The following is a 26,820-nucleotide window of genomic DNA, read 5'->3' as shown; positions in this document are numbered from 1 at the left end:
ATAAAGGATATGATGCGTTCACTGTGGACAGCGGCCACGGGCATGGTTGCCATGCAGACCCACATCGATACGCTCTCGAACAACCTGGCCAACGTCAATACGACCGGGTTCAAGAAGAGCCGAGCCGAGTTCGAGGACCTGATGTACCAGACCCTGCAGATTGCGGGTACGCAGAATCAGGCGGGCAACCGTCTGCCCACGGGCATGCAGATCGGCATGGGTGTCCGGCCCGTGACCGTGCACAAGTTCTTTTCGCAGGGCGACTTCAAGAACACGGGCAACCCGTTGGACATCGCCATTGAGGGCGAGGGCTTCTTTCAGGTCGATATGAACGGCGATCTGGTGTACTCGCGCGCCGGCAACTTCAAGATCGACAACGAGGGCCGGATGGTCACTCCGGGCGGGCACGCCTTGCAGCCCGAGTTCACGATTCCGCCGGAAACCGTATCCGTGGTCGTGACCGAGGACGGGCACATTTCGGCGCTGGACAAGGACGGTACGGCTCTGGCCGAGTCGGATTTGCAGCTCTACCGGTTCACCAACCCGGCCGGGCTGACTGCAGCAGGCCGCAACTTCTATCGCGAGAGTGAAGCCTCGGGCGCTGCGGTTGCCGGGACTCCGGGCGATGAAAATTATGGCACTCTGGCGCAGGGATTTCTGGAAGGATCGAATGTGGAAATGGTGGACGAAATGGTCGGTCTGATCGTGGGGCAGCGTGCCTTCGAGATCAATTCCAAGGCCATCACCACGTCGGACGCCATGTTGCAGACCGCCATCAACGTGAAGCGGTAACGGATCGGGCTTGCCCCGAGCCAAGGAAGGTTTCGGACAATGACTATGAGGATCGCACGAAAGGGAATCCGGGCAATGGTTTTCGGGCTGACCATGCTGGTTCTGCTCGCGCCGGGCGGCACGGTTTCGGATGCGGCGGACGGCTGGCGGCTTCAGGTGCGCAGCGCGGCTACCGTGGCCGGTCCCGTTGTCCTGCTCGGTGAAGTTGCCGAGCCCATGGGACGCATGGACGAGCGCACCTGGGATTCCCTGTCGCGGATCAAGCTCTGGAAGGCCTCGGACAGACCCGGTCGGGTTGTCGTGGTCTCTCGTGCCAAGCTCAGGGAGATTTTCCGGTTCTACATGGGGGATCAGGCCAAGCGGCTGATTCTGCCCAGTCAGATGGCGGTGCAGACCGGAGGCAAGGCCGTGAGCGGACCGGAACTGCGAAGCCGGGTGGTCGGATTTTTGACGGCCCGGGCCACTGCCATGAACGGAGAAGCGGAAATCAGGGACGTGCAGACCCCGATGCATTTTTTTCTGGCCAGCGATTCGGACAGGCTCGAACTGTCCATGGACGATCCGCTTGAGCCCGGGCGGGTCAAGGTCCAGTTGCGCGGCATCACGCCGGACGGCCGGGTGATGAAGCGCTCGGTCGCCACTGCGTTTCTGAACATCTGGAAGACCGTGCCCAGCGCGGCCATGCCTCTGAACCGTTTGGAACGGCTCTCACGGGACAAGGTTTCCTTCACCAGAGTCAATCTGGCCTACCATCCGGACGTGTGGGACGGCACGGGCGGTCCGTGGCGCATGAAGCGTTCCCTTGGCCGCGGTCAGCCCATCACCATGCAGCATATCGAGGCCTTGCCCGCCGTGGAGCGGGGCGAGACCGTGGACCTGATCTACAAGGGCAGGCGCATTCACCTGACCATCAAGGCCGAGGCTCTGGGCGAGGCCCGGATAGGGCAGCAGGTTGCGGTGCGCAACTTGCAAAGCAAGCGGACAGTCATGGGAACCGTGGTCGGCGACGATCAGGTCATGGTTCGGTGACATACGAGGAGTCAGTCATGAAGACGTATTTTTCGATCCTGATGTGTGCGGCCATCCTGGCGGGATGCGCGCCCAGGTATCAGGAGCAGCCCATGCCCATCCTCACGCCTCCGGTGATCGAGGAGCAGAATCCGGAATCCAACCCCGGCTCCCTGTTCGACGCCAACCGGTCCGAGTTCCTTTTCGAGGACAACCGGGCCAAGCGCGTGGGCGATATCGTGCTGGTCAATGTGGACGAGGTGTCCAGCACCCGGATCAAGGCCGAGACCAAGGCCAAGAAGGACAACAAGAATTCCATGGCCGTGACCGCGTATCCCAAGCACGGCCTGCTCGGAAATCTGCCCCTGGCCAAGGAGCTGGGAGCCGAGACCGGGATGAACATCGGCGCGACCACGCTCAACGACCTCAAGTCCAATGGCGAAACCAAGAACGAATCCGAATTCACGGCCACCGTGGCCACGCGCATCGTGCGCCGTCTGCCGGGCAACATCCTTCAGGTGGAGGGCGCGCGTCGCATCCGGGTCAATCACGAAACCCAGTTTCTGGTGGTGCGCGGTCTGATCCGTCAGCGTGACATCGGCTCGGACAATTCCATCAGCTCCTCGAATCTGGCCGAAGCCCAGATCGAGGTCTACGGACAGGGTGTGCTCACGGACAAGCAGCGGCCCGGTTGGCTGTCCCGGTTGCTGGACAACATCTATCCCTTCTAGGCGTTTGACATGAGTATGCGGAGAACATGCGGAGGAACGGCCATGAATGTTCGGCCTTTCAATGAAATCAAATGGCGTGCCGCGCAGGTCTGCCTGCTGGTCGCGATCCTGACGGTTTGCGGCCTGCTGGCTCCGGTTGATGCGGATGCGGCCCGGCTCAAGGACATTGCCTCGTTCAGCGGGGTGCGGACCAACGAACTGGTCGGGTACGGCCTGGTTGTCGGTCTGGCCGGAACCGGGGACGGCACTTCATCCAAGTTCACGCTTCAGTCCATGTCCAACATGCTGGAGAAGATGGGGGTGGAGGCCAATCCCGACACGCTCAAGCCCAAGAACGTGGCCTCGGTCATGGTCACGGCCAAGATGCCCGTATCGGTCAAGCCCGGGGCGCGTATCGACGTGACCGTGTCGTCCCTCGGCGATGCCAAGAGTCTGCTCGGCGGCGTTCTGCTGCTGACGCCGCTCAAGGGATTGGACGGTCGCGTGTATGCCGTGGCGCAGGGCTCCATGACCATCGGCGGATTCGCCACTGGTGGCGAGGCTGCCGCTGCCCAGAAGAACATTCCCACCGTGGGCCGGATTCCCAATGGCGCTACCGTGGAACGCGGCGTTCCCTTTGCCTTCAATCGTCAGGACAAGCTGGTCCTGAATCTGAGCATGCGCGATTTCGGCACCACAATGCAGGTGGTCAACAAGATCAACGCGTCCATGGGCGGGGATTATGCCCGCGCTCAGGATGTTTCCACCGTGGAACTGGAACTGCCCGAACGGTTTCGGGGCAACATGGTGCCGCTCATGGCTTCGCTGGAGAATCTGGACATTTCCCCGGACGGCAAGGCCCGTGTGGTGGTGGATGAAAAGACCGGCACCGTGGTGCTGGGGCAGGACGTGCGTCTGACCAAGTGCGCCGTGGCGCATGGCAATCTTCAGATCGTGGTGGCCGAGAGCGAGCAGGTGAGCCAGCCCGGTCCGTTTTCCGACGGCCAGACCGTGGTCACGCCCCAGACCGACCTTGCCGTGCAGGAACAGAACAACAGCCTGATGCTCATGGAAGGCGCGACGCTTCAGGAACTCGTGGACGGCCTCAACGCCATAGGCGCGGCCCCGCGCGACCTGATCTCCATCATTCGCACCCTCAAGGTGGCGGGTGCGCTGCATGCCGAGCTGGAGGTGATCTAGCATGAATACCCCGGGAATCGATCCGCAGATGTTGACCAGGTCGAATGAAGCCCAGGAAATGGTCCGCTTCAAGGTGAAGATGGACTCGCTCAAGCAGCGGCTTCAGGGGGGGAACCCCAAGGAAAAGCAGCTCAAGGAGGCCGCGCAGAACTTCGAGGCCGTGTTCATCAGCAAGATATGGCAGCAGATGAAGGCCACGGTTCCCAAGGAAGGGTACATGCACAACAATCAGGAGGACATGTATCTCTCCATGTTCGACCGGGCGTTTTCTGAAAAGATGGCCAAGGCCGGCGGAATCGGGCTTGCGGACATGATTTACGGCCAGCTCAGCGAAAAGCTCAAGGAGACCAGCCGGGACGCACTGACCGGCAAGGTGGACATCAAGCCGGTCAAGTCCCAACCCATTGCCCTGAACCGGGACGGCTCGCCCATTCCCCTGCAGGATCGCAGCCGGGGCATTGTTCTGGAGCAGTGGGGCGGTGATGTGGAGGAGCCGGGCAGGGACGCGGCACCCGCCGGAAAATCCGAAGATTCGGCCATGTCCCGGGATGACATCGTGTCCGGTCTGCTGGGACGGCGTGCTTCGGGGCGGAACGGGTTGTCGGATGCGGAAGTGCAGCGCAGAATTCAGGATTTGACCCGCCGTCTTGAGGCGGAGCGGGACGGAACCGACGCAACGGCTTCGGTTGGCCGGATTATTGCAAAAAAAGGGTGAGCCGCAAGGCTGAACAAGGAATGTGTTTAGGCGTAAAGGCATTGAATCCAGTTGGTTGTAAAAAAAGAGGAAGAGCATGATCCGTTTCGTGGTGGAAAATCTTGTCCGGCAGAACAAGGCCATGCTGCTGCTTTCCGCCCTGCTTGAGGAAGAATTTTCCCGTCTGCAGAAGGGCGAACCCAGAAGCGTTTCCCAGATCGAGCTTTCCATTCAGGAACTCATGCGCCAGATCGCGGTCGAGCGTGCTTCCCTGCGTCGGCTCGTGGGCCGGGTTCATGCCGGGGCGCAACGCGTGTCCGACCTGTATCCCGCCGTGGACGAGACGGTCCGGGGCGAATTGCAGGGCCTGCTGCAGATTCTGGACGATACCGAGCAGAGGTGCGCGGTGCAGGCCGGGAAGAACAAGGGGCTGGTCACGGCTCTGTATGATCAGAGCAGGAAACTGCTCGGATTCATGCATGAGGAAGTTCGTCCCAAGCCGAAGAACGCCTATTCCGCCAAGGGGCGTTTCGTGAACAGCTACACCGGTGCCCGCCTGATTCAGGGGAGGTTCTAGATGTCCTTCGGCGCCAATTCCATCCTCGACATGGGCCGCTGGGCGCTTTTCGCGTCCCAGGTGCAGCTTCAGGTCACGGGCGAGAACATTTCCAACATCAACACCGAGGGCTACAGCCGTCGGTCCGTTGTGCTGGAAGAGGCGCCGTACATCGACTATTCCCCGGGCCAGCTCGGCACGGGCGTCAAGGCCAAGGAAGTCGTCCGCCATTTCGACAAGATGGTGGAGGAGCTGTATCTGGGACAGTCCACCATGCGCGACAAGTGGGGCACCCTGTACGAACAGCTCAGGAGCGTGGAAAGCCTGCTCAACGAGTCCACGGGCACGGGCGTGAGTGATTCCCTTTCGCAGTTCTTCAATTCCTGGAACGAGGTGAGCCAGCGGCCGGACAACTACGGCGCGCGCCAGAGCGTGATCAATAACGCGGCTACTCTGGTTTCCACGCTCAAGCAGGTGGACACGGACCTTTCCCTGATGCAGCAGCGCATCAACGTGGCCGTGGATGCGCAGGTGAGCGAGGCCAACAAGCTGATGCAGGAGATCGCGGATCTGAACAACGAGATTCAGGTTCATGACATTCCCGGGCAGAACAATGCCAACAGCCTGTATGACGAACGTGCCCGAAAGGTTCGCGAGCTTTCCGAGCTTCTGGACGTCAAGACCATTGACAACGGAGGCGGCAATTTCACGGTCATGACCAAGGCCGGGCATACGCTGGTGGACGGGGAATCCCATTTCAGCCTTGAATTCAATGCCGCCCATTCCACCAAGGATTTGCGGTCCGGTTCCCAGTTTGACGGGGAAATCTATTTCGACGGCAACGACGACTTCGAATACACCGTGGAAATCGTTGATGCCGGGAGCCCGGGGGGAGTCCGTTCCGACGCGGGCGCGGCCATGTATCGCGTGTCGCTCGACGGCGGCGTGACCTGGGTGACGAACGAGGACGGTTCGGAAAAGCATTTCTCTGCCCGACCCTACGACAACCGGGTCAACGTGGAGGGTCTCCAGATATGGTTCGGCTCGGCCACGGATTCCAAGACCTCGCCCACCCAGAATTTCTCCGAGGGCGACCGTTTCGTGATCAGTCCGCATCAGGGGCTCTACTGGGTGGAGAACACCTCCCACAAGGAGGAGATCACTCCGCAACTGCATTTCAATGGCGAGGAGAATGATCGTCGGATCACGGGTGGCAGTCTGGGCGCGCTCATCACCTTCCGCGACAATTACGTGGGCAGGTACCGGGAGAAGATGGAAGCCCTGACCGAGACCGTTGTCTGGGAAACCAACCGCAGGCACAGTCAGGGCGCAGGGTTGCAGACTTTCGTGGTCGAGGATGGCACCTATGGCGTGGATTCCGCGAGTCGGGCGCTGGGCAGCGATTCCACGGGACTTGTCTTCGGCAACAGGCTTCAGTCCGGCAGCAGCAAGCTCTACATCTACAACGCCAATACCGGGCTGGTCATGTCCAATGCCAGCGGCATGCTGGATTTCAGCGGCATCGTGCCTCCGGGACTGACCAATTTCAATCCGGAGATTCACAGCCTGAACGATGTGCGGCAGGCCTATGAGGACACTTTCGGCACCTATGTCAATGCAACCATCGTCAACAACAAGCTGCGTCTCGAAGCCAGAGACGGATATTCCTTTGCGTTCGGCGACGACACGGCGGGCCTGAATGCGGCTCTGGGGCTGAATACGTTCTTTCGCGGTTCCAAGCCCACGGATCTGAACGTGAACGAGAAGGTGACCGGGGACTTGGATTATCTGGCCACCGGACACGTGAACGGTGCGGGCGAAATGAACTCCGACGACAATACGGTCGCCTTGGCCATGTATGCGCTCAGGGAGTTGAGCGTGAGTATTTCCACGGTGGTGGAAGGCACCACCTCGCAGTCCATACAGGACTACTACAACGGCATTGTGGGCAATGTGGGCACGGACACGAACCGGGTCAAGTTCAACCGGGATTTCTACGAGTCCCTGTCCAAGGACCTCAACGAGCGGCAGCAGCAGGTTTCGGGCATCAACCTCGACGAGGAGATGAGCAACCTGATTCGGTATCAGCATTCCTACACTGCGGCGGCGAAGCTCATCACCACTGCGGACCAGATGCTGCAAACCATTCTGTCCCTCAAGCCGTAAGCAGGGAGAACCGGCATGCGTGTCACCCAGATGATGCTTTTCGACAGGTACGTCAACAACCTCAACGGGTCGTTGACGGATCTCATGGACCTCAACATGAAGGCCCAGACCCAGAAGCGGATCAACCGTCCTTCGGACGATCCCACCGGCATGGTGCGCGTTCTGGACCATCGCGACACCTTGCGGTCCCTGAACCAGTACAAGGAAAACATTTCCACTGCCGAAGGGTGGCTCGGCCGGTCGGACGAAGCGTTGCGGCAGGTTTCCGTGCTGCTTACCCGGGCCAAGGAACTGGCCAGTCAGGCGGCCACGGGCACGGTGAGCGGAGACAACCGCGAACAGGTCAGCTATGAACTGCGCAGCCTGTTCGAACAGATGGTCGGACTGGCCAACTCGGACTTCGAAGGCAACAGCATCTACGCAGGGCACAAGGCCGACGGCAAGGCGTTCGAGGAAATCATGTGGATGACCACGAACGACACGGATTTCGCATCCACGGATTTCACCATCAACGGGTCGTCCAAGCAGACCGTGCTCGTGCAGTTTTACGACGGCGGCACGCCTCCTGCGGCTCCGGGCACCACGACCACGCTTTCCGATCCCGACCTTCGGGTTCGTTACAGCGTGGACGGCGGCGACTCCTGGCTGACGGACGGCTCCATCGGTTTTGCCGGGGGCGGGGCCAGCGTGACCCTGCCGCAGGGCGGGACATCCGTGGATTTTCATTCGGATGCGGACGTCAAGGTGAGCGATGCGACCGACCCGAGCCGAAGCGAGGGAACCTGGCTGTGGCTTCGGCCTTCGGCAAGATATCTCGGGGACACCAATGACGCGCCTCCGCTGGTGGACAAGGTCGGGCCGAACGTTTCGGACATCGCAGCCTCGGCTTCCGGGCATTTTCTGGAAAGCAACGTCACGGTGCGCATCGACAACACGAGTTCGGTGGGCATGGACGAGGACATCAACTATTCCTACAGCTTCGACGGCGGCATCAACTGGATTACCGGCAATGTGGCACAGGCGGACGGTTCGCCCAATCAGGCCGTGCTGAGCGTGGGCAACGGCGGCATCCTGACCCTGTCCAATGCCGCGACCGGCCAGCTTCAGCCCGGTCAGCAGTTCGTGATCCGGCCGAGGACCGCGGACATCAACATCGATATTTCAGCCAGTGAGCGGGTGCGTCTCAACGATGTGGGCCGGGACATCTTCGGTGGCGTGTACATGCGCGACGACGTGGTGCTTTCCGCAAACGGAGAGATTCTGACACTTGGCAGCTCGAACGCCGGAGTGGCGTTCCTGTCGGCTGCCGCGCCCAAGATGGGGCTGTTGCGCACCGGCGGTTCCGGGGCCAACGACCTCAGAAACATGTTCGAGGTCATGGGCAATCTGGTGGCCTTTGCCGAGACCAACAATCAGGCCGGAGTGCAGCAGTGTCTGGGCGATCTGGAAAAGGTGCACCAGCAGATCATGAACAGTCTGGCCACGGTGGGCGGGCGCGAGAACCGGCTCCAGGTGAGCGAGAACATCATCAACGGGCTGGATCTGAACGAAAAGGAACTGCTCAGCAGCATCGAGGATGCGGACGTGAGCGAGCTCATGACCGAACTGGCCCAGTCCCAGATCGTGTATGAGTCCGTGCTGCGGACCACGTCCATGATCATGCAGCTCAACCTGTCCAAGTTCATCTAAAGTGCGCAATGTGCTGGACTTCCGGCCCGTGGTGGGATAGTCGAGCTGAGAGGGTGGAAGTCCCGAACATTGGTTGCTATTTTTTGCGAATGGATTGTGTATGTTGATACTGACCCGGAGACCCGGAGAGAGCCTGTACCTGGGCGACCACATCAAGCTCAAGATTCTGAGCGTTCAAGGCAAGCAGATAAAGATCGGCCTTGACGTTCCGGATGATATGACCGTGTACCGGGAAGAGGTGTACCTCAAGATCAAGGAGCAGAACCGGCAGGCGCTTGAGAGCAGCCAGCAGGATCTGCTTGCAGCGGCGGCGTTATGGCAAAGTCTCGAACCCAAAAAATAATGACCCGCCTGGGCGAGCGTGAAATCAGCCCGGACACCATTATTTATTTTCCCCGGGGACTTGTGGGCCTGGAGGACAAGCGCGAATACGTGCTGCTTCCGGTCAAGGAGGAAAAGTCCCCCTTCTTGCTGCTCCAGTGCGTGACCGATCCCGGTTTGGGCCTGCTCGTGGCGGACCCGTACGCCTTTCTCGACGATTACGACGTGAAGCTGGAAAATCCGGAGCGCAAGACCCTCAAGATAACCAATGTCAGGCAGGTGGCTGTGCTGGTCACGGTGACCATACCGCAGAACAGACCCGAAAACACCACCTTGAATCTCCAGGGGCCGATCGTGATCAACACCGAGGAGCGGTTGGGTCTTCAGGTTCCGCAGACGGACGGGGAGTATCCCACTCACTTTCGTCCGATCGTGAGCTAGTCGTCGGAAACGTTTTTCCTTTTTCTACACAAGAAGATCCAGGTCGTCGCGAATCAGATTTGCGGCGGCCTTCTTGATATCCGGCTCATACGTGCCGTTGCGCACCCGTTCCTTGAGATCCCTGATCTTTTCACTGCGTACGTCAGGAGCGTCGTTGGCGCCCTTGAGTGCTGCGCCTCTGAGCCGCGCCTCGGGTGAAAGGACCACGCGGTCCGCAGTATCGGCAGACGCCCTGGACGCCTGCTGCGAAGTCTGCTGGGCCCGCTGCGCCTTTTGCGCGTCGGGGCTGTCGATCTTCTTCTTTGCGTAAGGGTGCATGTCCCCTACGATGTTCTTGATAACCATAATCTTCCCTCCCGAGATTTCGGGGTCCGTCACAGCATGGTTTCATCCACGCGTGACAGGGTGATCTCCCACAGTCGCCGCATGACCCTGTCGCGTTCCTGCCCGACAATTTCATGGGAACCGCGTTCGGTCTCCCTCAGTATCTGCACGTCACTGCCGTCCAGCGGATATTCGAAAATATGCCGCGCGCCCAACTCCTGTTCCAACTGGTCGAGGATGTCGGCCACAATGGGCGTCTGCTGGCTGTTGACGATCAGATTTTCAATGATCTCCCGTGCAATGCGTTCCACCAGACCGCGTCGTCTGACCTGTCTGGAAACGGATTGTTCCTCCTGCGTTCCATCCAGATTCAATGCCCGCCGAAAGCGCGCAAGGCGCTTTGCGTTCGTCAGCTGCCGACCATAGGTGCGCAGCATTATGCGAACATTCGCTGGGGCATTCACGGGTTTTCTCCTTTCCTTGAATGTAATGATCGGCGCTGCTCGAAAAAACTTTAGGGGTAAACCGGAAAAAAATCCATTCCCGGGAACGCCCCGAGGTGCTGAAAACCGTGTTTCGAGCTAAAAAGGTTGAATGTTTTCCCAAGAATAAATAGATTCCTGAATATGTCGCGCAAATTGAAAAAAGTTCTGATCGTGACCAAGCCGGATGATCATGACGCCACGGATTTCGGGGCGGGGCTGCGTGCGTTTCTGGAGCGTCGCGGTGTCGAGGTCCTGCTGTGCGAACATCGGCGCGGGACCTGCGTGTCCAAGGCCGAGGAACATGGCGGACTGAACCTGATTCTGGTCCTTGGTGGCGACGGTACCTACATTGGCGTGGCTCGGCGCATGAACCCGCTTGGCGTGCCCGTGGTGGGCGTGAACCTCGGCAACGTAGGATTTCTGGCCCAGCTGGGCCGGGAAGAGTGTCGTGCATGGCTGGAGCATGCGCTGGATCACGGATTCGACGTGTCCCCCCGCATCGTGCTGGAATACGACGTGGTGCGCCGGGGCCGGATCGTGCGTCAGGGCAGGGCCGTGAACGACGTGGTGGTCAGCCGGGGCGAGCTTGCCCGGCTCATCCGGCTGGACGTGGCGTGCGGCGGCAGTGTTGCCGCGTCCCTGCGTGCGGACGGACTGATCGTGTCCACGCCCAAGGGATCGTCCGCCTACGGCGTGTCCGCCGGCGGCCCTCTGGTGCATCCGGGATTGCGTGCCCTGTGCGTCACCCCGGTCTGTCCGTTCCTGAACAGCCTCAAACCGCTGGTCATGCCTGCGGACATGGAGTGCCGGATCACGATCCGGGAGACGGCTTCCCCGGTCAATCTCACCGAGGACGGACAGGAGGCGCATCGCCTTCAGCCCGGGGACGAGATCGTGGTGCGCGGCTGCGGCACGGACCTGCTGGTGGTGGACACCGGGCAGGACAGGTATTTCGACCGGCTTCTCGAAAAGGGTTTCATAACGGAGAAATAGTGTGGCTTACGTATCCAATTACGATTCGGTGCTGGATATATCCTACGGCAAGGACGCGCTTCTGGATGGCCTGCTGCTGCATTTCATGACCGAGAACGATCTGGAGAACAGCATCAATCCGGAAAAGAACGCCTCGCCGGAACAGATTCGTTTCATGGTGGCGCTTCGGGAGGGCGAATTCTACGCCCCGTGTTCGGACTGGATGTTCCTGATGCTGCTCAAGCAGGGATTGCCCCGGCCGCTTCTTCACGAATACACCGAACAGTGGAAGGTCTTTGTCAGGCTGGCAAAGGAGTATTGCAAGGACCGCTATCTGGCGCGGCGGTTCATTGCTCTGGCCCGCCACAAGTTCCGCATGACTCTGGCCTCGCCCATCGTGATTCCCTCCCGGTTGCTCAAGCGGCTCATGACCATCTTCATGAGTCAGAGTGGCGTGGACGACCCGTACCGCGAGCGGCGCATGGAGCTGAACAGGATTGCATCGGAACTGGTCAATTCCCCGGCCTTTGACAAGGTGGTCAATCGCTGTCCCGAAGAGGTCATGGCCTGCCGCCGCATTGATGATCTGCGTTTCCGCATGGACATGCTGGAAATCGAGCGGCTCATGCGGCTTTCCACGCTGACCGATCACTGGAAGGTCGAGCAGTTCACTCCGAAGTCCATAGAGAAGTGTGGGCTGGAGGCGGAAATCAAGGCGAGTCCCGGCCTGTTTTCCTCCGTGGCCGCAGCTCTGGGCCGTCATGGCGAAACGCCCAAGCGGGTGCTGTATCTGCCGAACCGCGCGGGGGGACTCATGTTCGATCTCGAAGTGGTCAAGACCCTGCTGCGTACCGGGCACCGCGTGGTCATGGCCTTCAAGGAAGGTTTCTATTTCGACGATCCGGTGTTCTGGGACCGGTATCATGATCCCGTGCTGGGCGAGGCGCTCAAGGATGCCTATTTCGTGAGCGACGACAATCTTTCCAAGAACCAGTTGCTGGACGTGATAAACCGGCATCCCTTCGTGGTCATTTCCGATGGTTCCCGGGAGCGTTTCAATCCGTACCGCATGTCCGTGACCTTTGCCCGGGCATGGAAGGAGTGCGATCTGGTGCTGGCCAAGGGCGCGGGCATCTACAACCGCGTGATTCAGGCCAGCCACGAGTTCACCCGGGACATCGTCTGCTTCTTCCGCGACCCCTACGGCCATTTTCACCTGCATTTCCGGGAGCGGGCGCGCTGGGTGCACAAGTTCAGTCAGGACTACATCGAGGGCAAGGCCGACGAGATCATCGGCGAGATGCGCGAGGCCAAGCGCAAGGGCCACACCGTCATGTTCTATTCCGGCATCATCGGCAGCGTGCCCGGACAGACCGACATGGCCATCCGCATCATGACCGCCTTTGTCACGCATCTGCGCGAACAGCTCGACGCCACCTACATCATCAACCCGGCCGAGCATTTCGAGGAAGGCATGGACGGCGACGACCTCATGTTCATGTGGGAAAAGGTCCAGCGCAGCGGGTACATCAACGTCTGGCGTTTTCAGTCTTATTTCGATATTGAGAAGAGCTTCGGGCTGCTCGGAAAAAAGGTGCCTCCGGTCTGGACCGGAAAGGACGCCACCTATTCCACGGGCTGCACCAAGGAAATGCACATTGCTCTGGACGTGCAGCGCCGCCATCCCGAATTGCAGATAATCGGTCCCAGCCCGGAAAAGTTCTTCCGCAGGCGGGAGTACGGCGTTGGCAAGTATTTTGACGCGGGAATCAGGGAATAGCTTTCGCTGACCTGCCATGCTGCCCCGGACATTTGGTCGGGGAGAAGCAGTATTCTTCAACCATCGAGACCTGATACGTGAGAACCGACCTGAGCCAGTTTGTCCGGCCCCTTGCCGCATGTCTGCTTTGCGCGGGCGTGCTGCTTTGCGGGTGCGTCCTTCCCGGCCGGAAAGCCGAGCCTGTTGCCGATCCGGCGTGCCCGCCTCTTGCCGTGCCGCAGGGTGATGTCGTGGCACAGGAAGCGCCCGCGCCTGTCCCGGAACCGGAAACCAAGGCCGTGCTGCCTGCGCTGGAACCGATTGCCGAGCCCGAGGATCTGCCCCAATGCGACATGTTCTTTCCGGTCCGGAAGGACGGCTTGCCCGGCTGTTTCCCGGACGTGCGCAGTCAGGGGCTTCATTCATGGAAGGACTTGGAAAGCCCGGTGCAGCGCAGTCTGGAGTATGCCCTGAACATGCCGGGGAACAAGCCTGCGCTGATTCGCCCCGGCATGGTGCTGACCTGGGCGCAGGTGGCATCCAGCCTGCAGGATTTTCTGGACCTGCTGCCGCATCTGGATGCCGATCCCGGTCTGCTGGCCAAGCGGTTCGTGTGGTTCGGCATGAGGAGCCGTCCGGTGATGACCGGGTATTTCACGCCGGAAATCGAGGCCAGTCTGGAACGTCGCCCCGGGTATGAATACCCTTTGTACGGCGTGCCTTCGGATCTCCGGCGGGGCAGGGTGCGCGGCAGGAACAGGTACTATCGTCTGGAAGGCGGTCGAGTGCTTCCCTATTTCGATCGACACGCTCTGGACGTGGACAAGGTGCTGGACGGCAAGGGGCTGGAAGTTGCCTGGGCGCGCGATCCCATCGACGTGTTCTATCTTCAGGTCGAAGGCTGCGGCAGGCTGCGACTGCCGGACGGCACCACGCGTAACGTGCTGTACGGCAGCAAGAACGGGTTGCCGTTCACCAGTCTGGGCCGCATTCTGCACAAAAAGGGGCTGTTGCCGCGCAGCCGCCTTGCCAAAGAGCATGTGCGGGAGTACTTCTCCAAGCATCCGGAGAGGATGTATGAACTCATGGCGGAAAATCGCAGCTACGTGTTCTTCCGTCTGGACAATGCGCCGCCCGAGGGCGCGATCGGAAAGCCGTTGACGCCGATGGTTTCGCTGGCTACAGACCGGGAACTGTTGCCGCTCGGCAGTCTTCTCGCATTCGAGGCCGAGATTCCCGAGGCCAGGAACGGCAAGCCGTCCGGCCGCCGCAAGGTTGCGGGCATCGGTTTGGCTCAGGACACCGGCACCGCCATCAAGGGGCCGAGACTGGATTACTACATCGGGGAAGGCGACGCGGTGGAACCCATTGCCAGCAACATCAAGACAAAGGCTACCGTGTTTCTCCTCATAAGCAAGAAAGCATTGATACATGGCTGACATCACCATTCAGAAGATACAGGAAACCGTTCGGGACGCCGTGGCGCATCAGGTGCGCTCGGTAACGGACTGGCATTTCGGAGAACCCGTGTACGACGAGGAACCTGCGGACGACCTCGGCGGTCTGTCCGGATTCCGCGAGCTCGTGGCCCGGCAGCATTGGGTCAATTTCCAGCTCTGGCATGTCGAGGATCGCGCCCGTCGTCAGGACGTGGACGCGAAGATCATTGCGGACTGCAAGCATCGGATCGACAGGTTCAATCAGAAGCGCAACGATCTGATCGAGCGCGTGGATGCCTGCCTCATCGGCATGGTGCAGCCCCTGCTGCCCGAGAACGGCGAGGAGCGCTACAATACCGAGACCATCGGCAGCGCGCTCGACCGCCTGTCCATTCTGGCGCTCAAGCGGTACCACATGGAAGAGCAGACCCGGCGCCGCGATGTGGATGAGGCGCACATTGCCTCCTGCAAGAGCAAGTGCGACGTCATGGTTCGCCAGCATGCGGACCTTGAGCGCGGCATCCTCGAACTGCTCGACGACTATGCCCGGGGCCTGAAAAAGCCCAAGGTCTACTACCAGTTCAAGATGTACAATGATCCGAGTCTGAATCCGGAATTGTACGCGACCGCCAAGTAGCCCCGAATTTTCCCGCAGATTGCCAAGGAGAGAAGCGCCCATGCCACGGTACGAGACCGTTATCGGTCTGGAAGTCCATGCCCAGCTCAAGACCGAGACCAAGATTTTCTGTTCCTGTTCCACCAAATTCGGCAACGATCCCAATGAAAACGTGTGTCCGGTGTGTTCGGGCATGCCTGGTGTGCTGCCCGTGCTCAACGAGCGCGCCGTGGAATATGCCGTGAAGATGGGACTGGCCACCAATTGCGAGATCAATCGCAAGTCCGTGTTCGCCCGAAAGAACTACTTCTATCCCGACCTTCCCAAGGGGTACCAGATTTCCCAGTTCGAGCTGCCCATCTGCGAGCACGGCCGTGTGGACATCGAGGTGAACGGCGCGGAAAAGGCCGTTGGCCTGACGCGCATCCACATGGAGGAGGACGCGGGCAAGAACATTCATTCCGCTGCGGACAACGCCAGTTTCGTGGACCTGAACCGTACAGGCGTTCCCCTGATCGAGATCGTGTCCGAACCGGACATCCGTTCCTCGGAAGAGGCCGTGGCCTATCTCAAGGAACTTCGCTCCATCCTTCTGTATCTGGGCATCTGCGACGGCAACATGGAAGAGGGCAGCTTCCGTTGCGACGCCAACGTGTCCGTTCGTCCGTTCGGACAGGAGGAGTTCGGTACCCGCACCGAGCTGAAGAACCTCAACTCCTTCAAGCACGTGCAAAAGGCCATCGAGTACGAGGTGGAACGCCAGATCGACGTGATCGAGGACGGCGACAAGGTGGTGCAGGAAACCCGGCTCTGGAACGAGTCCAAAAACGCCACCTTTTCCATGCGCGGCAAGGAAGAGGCGCACGATTACCGCTATTTCCCGGACCCGGACCTTGTGCCGCTGGTGCTGGAGGAGGCGTGGATCGAAAAGTGGCGCTCCGAACTGCCCGAACTGCCTGCGGCAAAACTGACCCGGTTCCGCGAGGAGTACGGCCTGTCCGACGATGATTCCGCGCTCATGGCCGGTGATCTCGGCGTTGCCGAATACTTCGAAAGTGCGGCAAAGGCTTATGCCGGGGACGCCAAGAAGGTGGCCAACTGGATGGCCGGGGAACTGCTGCCGTATTTGCACGAGACCGAGTGCGCGGCCTGCGAATGCAAGCTGGTTCCCGAAGGTCTGGCCAAGCTGGTCAGGCTGGTGGACGACGACGTGATCTCCAACAAGATCGGCAAGAAGGTGTTCCGCGACCTGTGCGAATCCGGGGATGACCCCGAGGCGCACGTCAAGGCCAAGGGCATGGTGCAGATGTCCGACACGTCTGCGCTGGAGGCCGTGGTTGACGAGGTGCTGGCCGAGAATCCCGACGAGGTCGAGGCATTCCGCGGCGGCAAGAAGAAGCTCATGAGTTTCTTCATGGGCCAGATCATGCGCAAGACGCGCGGTCAGGCCAACCCGGGCGTGGTCTCCCAGCTCATCAACAGGAAATTTTCGTAAGGAGCAGAGCAGGGGCTGTTTGAATACGGCCCCTGCTCTGCATATAATCCTGAAATTCAGGGTGTTGCGTTTTCGGGAATTGTTTGTCCCGGCAGAAGCAATGGTTTTCCTGAAATATTTTCAATATTCTCCAGAACACATTTCACAGCGCCGGAGGCCTTCCCATGACCGAACACATTCAGTATTCCCCGGACAAGGATGCCCTGATCCTGCTTGACCAGCGTTACCTGCCCAACCGCGAGGACTGGTTCGAGTGCCGGACCACGGACGACATCTGTTTTGCCCTTGTGGTCATGGTGGTGCGCGGTGCTCCCGCCATTGGCGTGACCGCTGCCTACGGCTGCTATCTTGCCGGACGCGAGGTGCAGGGCATGGGCGGCGACTGGAAGACCAATCTGGAGGCCAGGCTCGACCAGATCGAGAAGGCCCGGCCCACGGCAGTGAATCTGCGCTGGGCCGTGCGCGAGATGCGCCGCGTCTGGAAGGAAGCGGGCGACGTTTCCCTTGACGAACTGCTGACCACATGGCTGGAGCGCGCCAAGGCTGTTCACGCGGGCGACATCGCCATGTGCGAGGCCATTGGCCGGTTCGGCGGCGAGCTCATCGACGATGGCGATACGGTCATGACCCACTGCAATGCCGGAGCGCTCGCAACCGCAGGCTATGGCACGGCTCTGGGCGTGATCCGGGGAGCCATTGATCAGGGCAAGAAGGTGTCGGTCATTGCCAACGAGACCCGGCCCTTTCTGCAGGGCGCGCGTCTGACCGCCTACGAGCTGCACAAGGACGGCATTCCGGTCAAGGTGGCCTGCGACAATGCCTGCGCCCTGCTCATGAAGCGCGGGCTGGTGGACAAGGTCGTTGTGGGCGCTGACCGCATTGCTGCCAACGGTGATGCCGTGAACAAGATCGGCACGTTTGGCGTGGCCATCATTGCCAAGCGGTTCAACGTGCCGTTCTACGTGGCGGCTCCGGTCTATACCATCGATCCCGAAACGCCCACGGGCGACGATGTGCCCATCGAAGACCGCGACCCGCGCGAGGTGACCCACATCGGGGACCATCGCATTCCGCCCGAGGGCGTGGAGGTCTACAATCTGGCGTTCGATCCCACTCCCAACGAGCTGATAACGGGCATCGTCACGGAGAAGGGCGTGCTGTACCCGCCCTATGATCAGGCCATCAGAAAGCTGTTTGAAGAAGAATAGACTCGACAATCAAATGCGATTACGCTAATCACCGCGCTCCCTGTACAGGCGGGCGCGGTGCTTTCGTGTCGCGCGGCATGCGATTTCTCGCCGCCCGAAAACGTTCACGTCCGGCCCGGATTCTGTCCGGCACGCCGGCACGCTGGAGGCTTATATGCTCCCCATAGTTGCTTTGGTGGGACGGCCCAATGTGGGCAAGTCCACGTTATTCAACAGATTGCTGCGCAAGTCCGTGGCCATCACTCACGACATGGCCGGCGTCACGCGCGATCGTGTCTTCAGTGAATGCAACATGAAGGGCACGGTTTTCGGCCTTGTGGACACCGGCGGCATGGTCATGGAGTCCGAGGCCACTCCCGAACTGTCCAAGGATTTTGAGGACGAAATTTTCGAACAGGCGCGCGAGGCCATTGAAGAGGCCCATGCCATCGTGTTCGTGGTGGACGGCAAGGAAGGATTGAACCCTTTGGATCAGCAGGCCGCGGAATACGTGCGCCGGAGCGGCAAGCCCATGCTGCTGCTCGTGAACAAGGTCGACGGTACCGAGTTCGCCCATGAGGCGACAGCGGATTTTCATTCCTTCGGCCTGAACCTGATGCCGGTTTCCGCTGCGCACGGCTACAACCTCAACGAGGTGCGTGACGCCGTGCGCAAGCTCGTGCTCGATCTCGGCCTGCCCGAGGACGAGGAGGGAGAGCGCGATCAGGGGCTTCGTCTGGCCATGCTCGGACGGCCCAATGCGGGCAAGTCCTCGCTGGTGAACAGGATCACTGGCCAGAATCGGGTCATTGTCAGCGATGTGGCCGGTACCACCCGGGACACGATTGACGTGACCTTCGAGGCGCGTGGCAGACGGTTCACCTTCGTGGACACCGCAGGCATCCGCAAGCGCTCCAACATTCTGGAACAGCTCGAAAAGATCAGCGTGATTCGTGCGCTCAAGAATTCCCGTCGGTCCGACGTGACCCTGCTGGTCATCGACGCGGTTTTGGGCGTGGGGCGGCAGGATCTGCGGCTCATCGAGTTTCTGGCCCGCGAAAAGGTGCCGTTCATGGTTGCGGTCAACAAGATCGACCAGGTACCGCATGCCGAGACGCAGTACGTCATGGACGAGTTCCGCAGGGAATTGCGCATCGTGCCGCACGTGCCGGTTGTCATGACTTCCGCCACCAAGGGCGTGGGCGTGGGCAAGATTCTTCCCTTGGCCGAAACCATCCTTGAAGAGTGTCAGGTGCGTGTGGGCACGGGCGAACTCAACCGCACCTTCGAGCTCGCGCTTCAGCAGCATCAGCCTCCCGTGGTCAAGCGCAGGCGGCCCAAGTTCTACTATGTGACTCAGGCGGACGAGGAAATTCCCACCTTCGTGTTTTTCGTCAATGACCACACCATTGTTCGGGAATCCTACGTCCGGTATCTGGAGAACCAGATTCGCAAGATGTGTCACATTCAGTACGCGCCCATCAACGTGGTGCTTCGTTCCAGCCATGAGAAGAAGGAGCGCGAGGTTCGGCGCGGCATTTCCCGCATCGGCAAGCGTGGCCCGGGCCGCGACCGCAAGGGCGGTGCAAAGACCCGTCGCCATGAGCAGAAGTGGGAGCGCGATTCCAAGCGCAGGCGCAAGGAAAAGTCCGAGAAATAGCTGGAATACGCTTGACAGGGACAACCCGAAAGGGTAGTCCCTTTGCCTCGGCGACGTTGCCTGCGAACGTCCCGACCATACTGGAGAAGTGGCCGAGTTGGCTGAAGGCGCACGCCTGCTAAGCGTGTATGCGGTGTAGAGCCGTATCGAGGGTTCAAATCCCTCCTTCTCCGCCAGATTTCAAGGGGTTGCGTGGTTACCGCGTAACCCCTTTCTTTTGCGCTCGAAACAAGGAGTGTACCCCCAATGTGTCCCCCCCTGTTCGGGACGCCGTGCCGTTTTCCAGAAGCAGGAAGGCCCCGACAACATATGTTGTCGGGGCCTTCCTGCTTCTGGCTATTTGACTGCGTCCTTTTCCTTTTTCTCCGTGTTCAGGGGGGGGGATCGTTCCGGAATTTTCCTCATTTTCGGTCTTGTAGTTCGGGAACATGGAACGCAGGCCGCGTTGCAGGAAATCCTTGGATGCATACTTGCTGTTGATGCCGCGTCTGAGTGTCATTTCGGTCTCCAGTGCTTTTGGGTTTTTCGTGTTTGAGTGGCCTTGGGGTACAGTCGTTTTTTCAGTCCTTCATGGCTGTTTTCGCTTTTCGGCAACCGTGCGTTGCCCGGGGAAAAGCGATTTGTGGTTGACTGCGTTACCCTGAAGGCATATCAGTGATATCGAAATTCATTATCAATGACAAGCGCTGATTTTACCGTGTTGGAAAAAAGGTTTCCGGAGTCGTGGTGCCGAAGGCTGCATCGTCCGGTTTTCGTTGTCCCGAGATGGGATGGTGCTTCGTGTGCGTCAAGAGTGATTGCTTCCATTCGTGGATGGTCACCCTTGCATGGAAAAAACGGAAGAAACCGAACCATGCCGCCGGATGGACGCGGGCAGGATTGCGCGGAAAAAGGAGATGGGAATGAAATCGATCAGGTTGTTGCCGGTTGCCGTTGTGGCTTCCCTGTTTTTTCTCGTGGGTGCGGACCTGGCCCGGGCACATTCGCTTTTCATCCAGTCCGGGCGGCATCGTGTGTCCGAGGGCAAGAAAACGCCGCTGTTTTTTGCCTATGGGCATCATTTCCCTGTGGATGACGGGGTGCGCGCCAACAAGCTCGCCTTTGTCAAGGTGCATGATCCCGCCGGAAACGTGATGGAATTCCTGCCCCGCGAGGAAACCGGGCTGCAGTCGCAGATGGTGGAATATGATGCTCCGGGCGTATATGTGCTTACTGCGGAGACCAACCCCGGGCATTATACCAAATGGGTGGACAAGGCCGGAAGAAATCGCAATTCGATCAAGCCCATGAGCGCAGTCAGGGATCGGGCGTCCGAAATCGTCAAATCCCTGTACTCCAAGCAGTACGCCAAGTCCTATGTTCGTTGCGGCGAGCCGGACGGTCGGTTTGCGGGCCGTGTCGGCCTGCCGCTGGAATTGGTGCCCATGCAGGACCCCACAGCCCTGAAACCGGGGGACACGCTTGACCTGATGGTGTTCAAGGATGGCAAGGCCTTTGCCGGAAACGGGCATTGGGATGCCACGTATGGCGGGTATTCCACCGAATCCGAGGATTTGCATCATCCCGGCAGGGAAGTGGCCGGGGATTCCTTCAGGGTCCTGCTGGATCATCCCGGCAAATGGTTCATCCGGTACTATGTCAAGACGGATGCCGCGCCGGACAAGGTGGAGGAATACATGCAGCTCAAGCAGACCGCCACGCTGGTCGTGCTTGTTCCCAACGAGCGCAGGCAGCCGCGCCCGGAACATCATTGAGCCGGCAAGGAGAACAATGCGCATGATATCCGTTTGTCGCCGAAACTGTATTTGGGAGATCGTGGCCACAGCCGCGTGAACTGCAACTCTGAAACAGTGAGGCAAGAAAACATGAGCAAGGCATTGGTCGTTTACGGTTCCACAACCGGCAATACCGAGAGTGTCGCGGACAATATTGAAAACGTCCTGAAAAAGGGGGGCTGGAGCGTCGATGTCATGGATGCGGCCGACGTGTCGGTCGATGGCATGGCCGATGGCTACGATGTGGTTTTTCTCGGTTCTTCCACATGGGGTGATGACTCCATTGAGCTGCAGGATGATTTTGTCCCGATTTTTGACGATCTGGACAAGGCGGGACTCAAGGACAGGAAGGTCGCAGTGTTCGGTTGCGGCGATTCCTCGTACGAGTTCTTTTGTGGAGCCGTGGATGCCATCGAGGAAAAATCCGGGAAGCTGGGTGCGATTCTGCTGGGTGAGTCCCTGAAGATCGATGGCGATCCGGACATGGGTGACGTGACGACATGGACCGAAGCCGTCATGGCGCAGGCCTAGAAGTACGATATGCGTCCCGCAAAGACGGGGTATATGGCGGCACTCTCCGGAGTGCCGCTTTTTTTGGACGCAAGGCCTGCTGGACAATCGAACCGGGCATGTATAGGCTGACTGGGCCGCACGGAGCTACGGCATTGTTTGTTCAGTGTTCATGGTCTGTTGAGGCATGCTGCCACATCCTTTTTCGAGGTTCGCCGCACCTGCTTCCACTGCTGTTTTCCATCACTCTAATTTAGCTGGACTTCCTGGTTCCATGTCAGAATACATCCTGTTCTTTTTCGCCTGGTTCGTGGCAGCCGTCATCAACAACATTGCCGGATTCGGGGCGGCCCTGATGGCCATGCCGCTTGTTGCCTACGCCATTCCTCTGGATATCGCCGTGCCCAGTTCCACGCTGCTCGTGCTCGCATTGAGCTGCCAGATGGGCTGGAGCTACAGAAAGCACATTCAGAAGGCGGCATTGCAGTACATCTGCATCGGTGGCATTGCCGGAGTGGCCGTCGGAATCAGCGTGCTGCAGAGCGTGGGCAACGAGTCGCTCAAGCTTGCCATGGGGCTTCTGCTGATCGCCTACGCCCTGTTTTCCATCTGCTGGCCTGCCGGGCTTCGGAAGGCTCATGCCATCAATCCCCGCTGGGGAATCGTGGCCGGATTCGCGTCCACGGTTCTGGGCGCGCTGTTCGGATTCAACGGGCCGCCGCTGGCCGTGTTCGTCTCGCTGACCGGATGGCCCAAGGAAACAGTCAAGGGCGTTCTGGGCGTATGCTTTCTTCTGACCGGAACGCTCATTTTGACCGGCCAATTGATTGCAGGCATTCACTCCCTGCAAACCGTCACGTATTTTGCGGTCGGCTGTCCGGCTGTCCTGCTCGGCGGCGGGGTGGGGATTCTGCTTTCCCGTTTCATCGGGCAGGTCGCCTATCAGCGCATCCTGCTGATTCTGATTCTGGTGGCCGGGACCAGCGTTGCGTGGTCTGCCATATAGCGGACCGGCAAGTACGCTGTTGTCGTGAAACAAAAGAGTCCCCGACCACAAAGGCCGGGGACTCCTTCAGTATGGATTCCCTTTTGTCGGGGGGTGTTAGGCGTTCAGAGCGGTGAGTTCCACCTGTTCGTTCTCATTGAACTTCAGGGAATAGGCGGAACCGTATTTTTCAAGAAAATCCTCTTCGGCGATGAATGGTACGCCGTCCACTTCGATCTGCCTGTCTTCGTCTTCGTCAAATTCGTCCATGCCCAGACCGAGCACGATTTTCGCGTGTCAGCCGCCGCCGACGCTGTATTCGCGCAGGCGCACACAGGTTTCCTCGTCCTCGTCCTCCAGCATGGCGCGGAGCTTTTCCAGCATTTCGTCCGGAACGGTTACGGTGAACATATTGTTCCTCTCCATCATTTTTTGCAGTTAAACCATGACGGGCTTGAGCCCATGCCTGGCAAAGCGGTCCAGAACGACCTTCAGTTCCTCGGGAGTGTACTGGGACACGGCCGGAACCGGTTTGCCCAATGCGACGTACTTGTTTCGCCCGAAGGCGTGGCACGGCATGACTTCGATTTCCTCCCTGCCGAATTCGCCGAAGAACTCGGCCATGGCGGCAAGGTTTTCGTCGGAATCGTTCATGTCCGGCATCAGAGGCATGCGGATGCGCACCTGGGTGTCGGAACTCAAGGCGGCGCGCATGTTGCGCAGAACAAGGGTGTTGTCCATGCCGGTCAGCTTCTTGTGCTGTTCCGGGTCCATGTGCTTGCAGTCGAACAGGAACAGGTTGGCCAGTTCGATGGTCCTGTCGAAGCGGTCCGCCGGGCATACGCCGCAGGTGTCCACGGTCACGTGAAAGCCCTCGTCGTGCACGGCCTGCACCATGTCCAGAAAGAATTGGCCGCCAGCCGTGGGCTCGCCGCCGCCAAAGGTCACGCCGCCGCCGGAGTTCTCATAGAAGAGCGCGTCCTTGCGCACCACCTCCATGACTTCGTCCACGGTCATGATCTTTCCGGACATTTCCCGGGCCTTGTTCGGGCAGACCTCGGCGCATTTGCCGCAGTCCGTACATTTTTCCACATCGCGTCCGAACTTGCCGTCCAGAGCGATCACGGCCCCGTTGGGGCAGGCTTCCATGCACGCGCCGCAACCGGTGCACATGTTTTCGAAATACATCATCTGCGGCGTGCCCTTCTGGGATTCCGGATTGCTGCACCACAGGCATTGCAGGGGGCAGCCTTTCAAAAACACCGTGGTCCGCAATCCCGGGCCGTCATGAATCGACATTCGCTGAATATTGTAAACCATTCCCTGACTCATCGCCGTCTCCGCAGATATGTATTTTCGTGATTGCCGCTGCTTGCGGCTGGATTCGTGAAAGATTCGCTGCGGGCGGGAGAGGTCCCGCCCGCAGTCGGTGATGTCGCTAGTTTTCGTATTCGGTGCGCTTGATGATTTCGTTCTGCACGCCGCGATCCAGACGGGTGAAGTAGGCGCTGAACCCGGCCACGCGAACCACCAGATCGGTGTATTCCTGCGGGTTGGCCTGCGCGTCCTTCAGGGTGTCGGAGCTGACGCAGTTGAACTGGATGTGGGAGCCGCCGAAGTCGCAGTAGGTCTTGATCAGGGAGATCAGGGTACGTGCGCCCACAGGGCCTTCCAGTACCGAGGGATTCAGCTTCACGTTGAAGTGGTTCGCGCCGTAGCGGACCGTGTCGATGGCTTCCGCACCGGATTTGATCAGGGCGGTGATGCCTTCGTGGTCGGTGCCGGGCATGGCGGACACGCTGCCGTCGGTCAGGGCCACGCCAGCCTTGCGTCCGTTGGGCAGGGCGCCCATGAGCGAGCCGAAGTAGTTGTGGTAGGACAGGGAGTATGCGTCCAGCGGGGTGCGGTAGCCGAAGCAGTCCGGCCCCTGTGCATGGTGGATCGCGTCGACGTCCCTGTAGTACTGCTGGATGAAGCCTTCCACCTCGGGGTAGTCGTTGCCGTGCTTGGGAGCTTCGAAGCACATCTTGCGGATGTCCTCGTGTCCCTCGAAGTTGGTGCTGATGGCTTCCAGAAGCTGGTCCATGGTCAACTGCTTGGTGTCGAACACCAGATGCTTGATGGCATACAGGGAGTTGGCCGCGTCAATGCCTGCGGTCATGATCGGGTTGACCTGCGGATAGCGGGTGCCACCGGCTTCCTCGCACACGCCCTTTTCGATGCAGCCGTCGTACATGGCGGAGCGGAAGATGCTCGGAACCACCTGAAGGCGGGCCATCTGGCTCAGGTCCGAGTGCTTGCGGGAGATGTTGAAGAGGTGGTCGAGCTGCTTCTTGTAGGCCTCGTAGACTTCCTCGAAGCTCGTGAACTCGCGGGGATCGCCGGATTCCACGCCGACCTTCTTCTTGGTGACCGGGCACTTGCCGTTGTTGAGCATGACCTCGACGATCTTGGCGAGGCAGGGCTGGTCTTCCTGAGTGATGAAGCTGCCCTTGCCGCAGATGCCGGTGGACACGCAGCCGTAGTTGCCGCAGTTGCGTGCGTCTTCCAGCGTAATGCCGCCCTCGTACTGGCCGAAGCGGGCGAGGTTGCGCTGCACCACCACGTTGTTGTTCAGGATCTGGGGCTGGCCCGAGCCGCCGCGGATGCACTCCACGACCTTCTGGAGGTAGGAATCCTTCATCTTGGGATGATAGAGCAGGGTCAGCGTGGGCTGAATGTTCTTCATCTGGATCTGGGTTTCGAGGAGCAGCTCTTCCAGTTCGGTGCTGGCGTCGTTGCCGTCAGCGTCCACACCGCCGATGGTGATGGACTGGCCGGTGTGGCCGGACAGGGTCAGGGCGTAGGAGTTGCCCTGGTATTCGGCCAGTTCGAGGTGCTTGATCCACTGGAACTTGAGCAGGGTCAGGACCTGTTCGCGGGTGAGGTTGCCTTCCTCGATGTCCTTCCTGAAGAAGGGGTACATGTACTGGCCGTAACGGCCCGGAGACGTGGCGCAGGCCATCTGCTCGATCTCGATGGCAAGATGGATGAACCAGAAGGACTGAATCGCTTCACGGAAGTTGCGGGCCGGGTATTCGGGCACGCGGCGGCAGATTTCCGCAATTTCCAGCAGCTCGGCCTTGGCCTTGGGATCGGTCTCTTCGGCCGCAGTCTTTTCCGCAAGGTCGGCATAGCGATGGGAATGGGCGATGACCGCTTCCAGCGTGACCAGCATGGCGCGGTACAGATCGTGCTTTTCCTTGTTGGCCAGCGTGGTGGGGCAGTTCTCGAAACGGGACTTCACGTCGTTGATCATCCAGCGGAGGCCCTTGTTCAGAGCCAGAGGGTAGTCGGCAATGCCGGAGCCGCTGGCTACGCTGACGTTCTCGTAGTACATGCCCGCCTTGGCATAGGGCTTGGGATTGATGCCGTACTTTTCCTTGAACATCTTGTTGTTCTGGTCGATGCAGGTACGGCCCTTCCACAGCTTGTAGGTCTTTTCCAGCAGTTCCTGGGTTTCGGCGGGAATCTTCATTTCGCCCAGAGAGGCCATCTTGGCCATCTGCATCTCTTCCTTGATCCACGCGACGTTCCATTCGGGGTAGGCATACACGCCAGCGCGCACGCCGGTCAGGGTGCCCACGATGGGGTTGCCGTCGAGGAAGATGTTCTTCCTGGTCAGCACCCGTTCGAAGAGCTTGGCGCGGATGTAGAAGACGGATTCGCCCTGATATTTTTCATATACCTCGTTCAGAAACTGAAGGCGTTCCGGGTCCATGACCTGCGGGGCGGTCATGAGAAAGTCCTTGAGTTCCTTGACGCGGGATTCAGCGGTATCCCAATTGATGCCGTAGCCCTTGGGGGCGGCCTGGGTTTCGTTTTCCTTGTTCAACATTTCCATGCTCCTGTTCATGTAAGAATTTTTACCTGAAGCAGATATTGGCGGTGTTCGCTCGCTTGTTACTTTTGTCACTAGCACGGGGTGTGCCAGATGGATTCCGGGGGGCGGTATTTCGATTAACCAACTGGAATAGAACGATTTGCATCGTTCACG

At 59.6% G+C, this 26,820-nt stretch carries 25 protein-coding genes and 1 tRNA gene; 21 read left to right on the top strand and 5 right to left on the bottom strand.

Features of this window, described 5'->3' with window-relative positions:
• The first annotated feature begins 9 nt into the window (after positions 1-9).
• From flgG to fliW, 10 genes are all read left to right on the top strand, one after another.
• A complete protein-coding gene (gene flgG, locus MPN23_RS07460) occupies positions 10-792 on the top strand; it encodes a flagellar basal-body rod protein FlgG (protein ID WP_243547071.1) in 783 nt (260 codons plus the stop codon).
• A gap of 39 nt (positions 793-831) precedes the next feature.
• Positions 832-1,821 (top strand): flagellar basal body P-ring formation chaperone FlgA, encoded by a 990-nt coding sequence (flgA, locus tag MPN23_RS07455; RefSeq protein WP_243547070.1) that lies wholly within the window; start codon positions 832-834, stop codon positions 1,819-1,821.
• A 17-nt stretch (positions 1,822-1,838) separates the two neighbouring features.
• Positions 1,839-2,531: a flagellar basal body L-ring protein FlgH gene (locus tag MPN23_RS07450; RefSeq protein WP_243547069.1), complete on the top strand. Its 693-nt coding sequence runs from the start codon at positions 1,839-1,841 to the stop codon at positions 2,529-2,531.
• 42 nt (positions 2,532-2,573) lie between these two features.
• Positions 2,574-3,710: a flagellar basal body P-ring protein FlgI gene (locus MPN23_RS07445; RefSeq protein ID WP_243547068.1), complete on the top strand. Its 1,137-nt coding sequence runs from the start codon at positions 2,574-2,576 to the stop codon at positions 3,708-3,710.
• Position 3,711: 1 nt separating this feature from the next.
• Positions 3,712-4,425, top strand: coding sequence for a rod-binding protein (locus MPN23_RS07440; RefSeq protein WP_243547067.1), 714 nt, complete (start codon positions 3,712-3,714; stop codon positions 4,423-4,425).
• Between the two features lie 76 nt (positions 4,426-4,501).
• On the top strand, positions 4,502-4,981 hold the full coding sequence (gene flgN, locus MPN23_RS07435; protein WP_243547066.1) for a flagellar export chaperone FlgN: 480 nt from the start codon (positions 4,502-4,504) through the stop codon (positions 4,979-4,981).
• A complete protein-coding gene (gene flgK / locus MPN23_RS07430; protein ID WP_243547065.1) occupies positions 4,982-7,126 on the top strand; it encodes a flagellar hook-associated protein FlgK in 2,145 nt (714 codons plus the stop codon).
• Between the two features lie 15 nt (positions 7,127-7,141).
• On the top strand, positions 7,142-8,815 hold the full coding sequence (gene flgL, locus MPN23_RS07425) for a flagellar hook-associated protein FlgL (RefSeq protein ID WP_243547064.1): 1,674 nt from the start codon (positions 7,142-7,144) through the stop codon (positions 8,813-8,815).
• 100 nt (positions 8,816-8,915) lie between these two features.
• Positions 8,916-9,158, top strand: a complete 243-nt coding sequence (csrA, locus tag MPN23_RS07420) for a carbon storage regulator CsrA (RefSeq protein ID WP_243547063.1) — start codon at positions 8,916-8,918, stop codon at positions 9,156-9,158.
• Positions 9,158-9,577, top strand: a complete 420-nt coding sequence (fliW, locus tag MPN23_RS07415; protein WP_243547062.1) for a flagellar assembly protein FliW — start codon at positions 9,158-9,160, stop codon at positions 9,575-9,577. The genes csrA and fliW overlap by 1 nt, the downstream gene beginning before the upstream one ends.
• A 24-nt stretch (positions 9,578-9,601) precedes the next feature.
• Here the strand turns inward: fliW and flgM are convergent, their stop codons facing one another.
• Both flgM and MPN23_RS07405 read right to left on the bottom strand, forming a co-directional pair.
• The gene (flgM, locus tag MPN23_RS07410; protein WP_243547061.1) at positions 9,602-9,922 is read right to left on the bottom strand and encodes a flagellar biosynthesis anti-sigma factor FlgM; all 321 of its coding nucleotides are present in this window, start codon (positions 9,920-9,922) and stop codon (positions 9,602-9,604) included.
• 29 nt (positions 9,923-9,951) lie between these two features.
• Entirely contained in the window at positions 9,952-10,365 is a 414-nt protein-coding gene (locus MPN23_RS07405) for a DVU0524 family FlgM-associated protein (protein ID WP_243547060.1), read from the bottom strand.
• 162 nt (positions 10,366-10,527) lie between these two features.
• Between MPN23_RS07405 and MPN23_RS07400 the strand changes: the two genes are divergently transcribed.
• From MPN23_RS07400 to MPN23_RS07350, 11 genes are all read left to right on the top strand, one after another.
• On the top strand, positions 10,528-11,379 hold the full coding sequence (locus MPN23_RS07400) for an NAD(+)/NADH kinase (protein ID WP_243547059.1): 852 nt from the start codon (positions 10,528-10,530) through the stop codon (positions 11,377-11,379).
• A 1-nt stretch (position 11,380) separates the two neighbouring features.
• Positions 11,381-13,138: an ARMT1-like domain-containing protein gene (locus MPN23_RS07395; protein ID WP_243547058.1), complete on the top strand. Its 1,758-nt coding sequence runs from the start codon at positions 11,381-11,383 to the stop codon at positions 13,136-13,138.
• 77 nt (positions 13,139-13,215) lie between these two features.
• Complete coding sequence (locus tag MPN23_RS07390; protein WP_243547057.1) at positions 13,216-14,556, top strand: MltA domain-containing protein; 1,341 nt, start codon at positions 13,216-13,218, stop codon at positions 14,554-14,556.
• Entirely contained in the window at positions 14,549-15,193 is a 645-nt protein-coding gene (locus MPN23_RS07385) for a DUF4254 domain-containing protein (RefSeq protein WP_243547056.1), read from the top strand. The genes MPN23_RS07390 and MPN23_RS07385 overlap by 8 nt, the downstream gene beginning before the upstream one ends.
• A 40-nt stretch (positions 15,194-15,233) precedes the next feature.
• On the top strand, positions 15,234-16,667 hold the full coding sequence (gene gatB, locus MPN23_RS07380) for an Asp-tRNA(Asn)/Glu-tRNA(Gln) amidotransferase subunit GatB (RefSeq protein ID WP_243547055.1): 1,434 nt from the start codon (positions 15,234-15,236) through the stop codon (positions 16,665-16,667).
• 164 nt (positions 16,668-16,831) lie between these two features.
• Positions 16,832-17,875: an S-methyl-5-thioribose-1-phosphate isomerase gene (mtnA, locus tag MPN23_RS07375; protein WP_243547054.1), complete on the top strand. Its 1,044-nt coding sequence runs from the start codon at positions 16,832-16,834 to the stop codon at positions 17,873-17,875.
• A gap of 154 nt (positions 17,876-18,029) precedes the next feature.
• On the top strand, positions 18,030-19,514 hold the full coding sequence (gene der, locus MPN23_RS07370; protein ID WP_243547053.1) for a ribosome biogenesis GTPase Der: 1,485 nt from the start codon (positions 18,030-18,032) through the stop codon (positions 19,512-19,514).
• Between the two features lie 82 nt (positions 19,515-19,596).
• Positions 19,597-19,690, top strand: a tRNA-Ser gene (locus MPN23_RS07365).
• 726 nt (positions 19,691-20,416) lie between these two features.
• Positions 20,417-21,268 (top strand): DUF4198 domain-containing protein, encoded by an 852-nt coding sequence (locus tag MPN23_RS07360; protein WP_243547052.1) that lies wholly within the window; start codon positions 20,417-20,419, stop codon positions 21,266-21,268.
• Between the two features lie 111 nt (positions 21,269-21,379).
• Positions 21,380-21,820 carry a flavodoxin gene (locus MPN23_RS07355; RefSeq protein WP_243547051.1) on the top strand — a complete coding sequence of 147 codons (441 nt, stop codon included), beginning with the start codon at positions 21,380-21,382 and terminating at the stop codon, positions 21,818-21,820.
• Between the two features lie 253 nt (positions 21,821-22,073).
• A complete protein-coding gene (locus MPN23_RS07350; protein WP_243547050.1) occupies positions 22,074-22,805 on the top strand; it encodes a sulfite exporter TauE/SafE family protein in 732 nt (243 codons plus the stop codon).
• 96 nt (positions 22,806-22,901) lie between these two features.
• Here the strand turns inward: MPN23_RS07350 and MPN23_RS17200 are convergent, their stop codons facing one another.
• The 3 genes from MPN23_RS17200 to MPN23_RS07335 form a co-directional block, all read right to left on the bottom strand.
• Positions 22,902-23,069 (bottom strand): hypothetical protein, encoded by a 168-nt coding sequence (locus MPN23_RS17200; protein WP_243547049.1) that lies wholly within the window; start codon positions 23,067-23,069, stop codon positions 22,902-22,904.
• A gap of 153 nt (positions 23,070-23,222) precedes the next feature.
• Positions 23,223-24,116 (bottom strand): glycyl-radical enzyme activating protein, encoded by an 894-nt coding sequence (locus MPN23_RS07340; protein WP_243547048.1) that lies wholly within the window; start codon positions 24,114-24,116, stop codon positions 23,223-23,225.
• A 106-nt stretch (positions 24,117-24,222) separates the two neighbouring features.
• Entirely contained in the window at positions 24,223-26,661 is a 2,439-nt protein-coding gene (locus MPN23_RS07335) for a glycyl radical protein (RefSeq protein ID WP_243547047.1), read from the bottom strand.
• Positions 26,662-26,820: the final 159 nt, after the last annotated feature.

It is taken from the genome of Pseudodesulfovibrio tunisiensis, assembly GCF_022809775.1.
GTDB lineage: Bacteria > Desulfobacterota > Desulfovibrionia > Desulfovibrionales > Desulfovibrionaceae > Pseudodesulfovibrio > Pseudodesulfovibrio tunisiensis.
This window is presented reverse-complemented; position numbering and strand designations above follow the sequence as displayed.

Bases quoted from the DNA above. Each gene is read 5' to 3' on its own strand.
- flgL (WP_243547064.1), top strand. From the start codon at position 7,142: ATGCGTGTCACCCAGATGATGCTTTTCGACAGGTACGTCAACAACCTC.
- der (WP_243547053.1), top strand. From the start codon at position 18,030: ATGCTCCCCATAGTTGCTTTGGTGGGACGGCCCAATGTGGGCAAGTCC.
- MPN23_RS07360 (WP_243547052.1), top strand. From the start codon at position 20,417: ATGAAATCGATCAGGTTGTTGCCGGTTGCCGTTGTGGCTTCCCTGTTT.
- flgM (WP_243547061.1), bottom strand. From the start codon at position 9,922: ATGGTTATCAAGAACATCGTAGGGGACATGCACCCTTACGCAAAGAAG.
- mtnA (WP_243547054.1), top strand. From the start codon at position 16,832: ATGACCGAACACATTCAGTATTCCCCGGACAAGGATGCCCTGATCCTG.
- csrA (WP_243547063.1), top strand. From the start codon at position 8,916: ATGTTGATACTGACCCGGAGACCCGGAGAGAGCCTGTACCTGGGCGAC.
- flgG (WP_243547071.1), top strand. From the start codon at position 10: ATGATGCGTTCACTGTGGACAGCGGCCACGGGCATGGTTGCCATGCAG.
- flgN (WP_243547066.1), top strand. From the start codon at position 4,502: ATGATCCGTTTCGTGGTGGAAAATCTTGTCCGGCAGAACAAGGCCATG.
- MPN23_RS07340 (WP_243547048.1), bottom strand. From the start codon at position 24,116: ATGAGTCAGGGAATGGTTTACAATATTCAGCGAATGTCGATTCATGAC.
- MPN23_RS07445 (WP_243547068.1), top strand. From the start codon at position 2,574: ATGAATGTTCGGCCTTTCAATGAAATCAAATGGCGTGCCGCGCAGGTC.
- flgK (WP_243547065.1), top strand. From the start codon at position 4,982: ATGTCCTTCGGCGCCAATTCCATCCTCGACATGGGCCGCTGGGCGCTT.
- MPN23_RS07335 (WP_243547047.1), bottom strand. From the start codon at position 26,661: ATGTTGAACAAGGAAAACGAAACCCAGGCCGCCCCCAAGGGCTACGGC.
- MPN23_RS07355 (WP_243547051.1), top strand. From the start codon at position 21,380: ATGAGCAAGGCATTGGTCGTTTACGGTTCCACAACCGGCAATACCGAG.
- MPN23_RS07400 (WP_243547059.1), top strand. From the start codon at position 10,528: ATGTCGCGCAAATTGAAAAAAGTTCTGATCGTGACCAAGCCGGATGAT.
- fliW (WP_243547062.1), top strand. From the start codon at position 9,158: ATGACCCGCCTGGGCGAGCGTGAAATCAGCCCGGACACCATTATTTAT.
- flgA (WP_243547070.1), top strand. From the start codon at position 832: ATGACTATGAGGATCGCACGAAAGGGAATCCGGGCAATGGTTTTCGGG.
- MPN23_RS07450 (WP_243547069.1), top strand. From the start codon at position 1,839: ATGAAGACGTATTTTTCGATCCTGATGTGTGCGGCCATCCTGGCGGGA.
- MPN23_RS07385 (WP_243547056.1), top strand. From the start codon at position 14,549: ATGGCTGACATCACCATTCAGAAGATACAGGAAACCGTTCGGGACGCC.
- MPN23_RS07350 (WP_243547050.1), top strand. From the start codon at position 22,074: ATGTCAGAATACATCCTGTTCTTTTTCGCCTGGTTCGTGGCAGCCGTC.
- MPN23_RS07440 (WP_243547067.1), top strand. From the start codon at position 3,712: ATGAATACCCCGGGAATCGATCCGCAGATGTTGACCAGGTCGAATGAA.
- gatB (WP_243547055.1), top strand. From the start codon at position 15,234: ATGCCACGGTACGAGACCGTTATCGGTCTGGAAGTCCATGCCCAGCTC.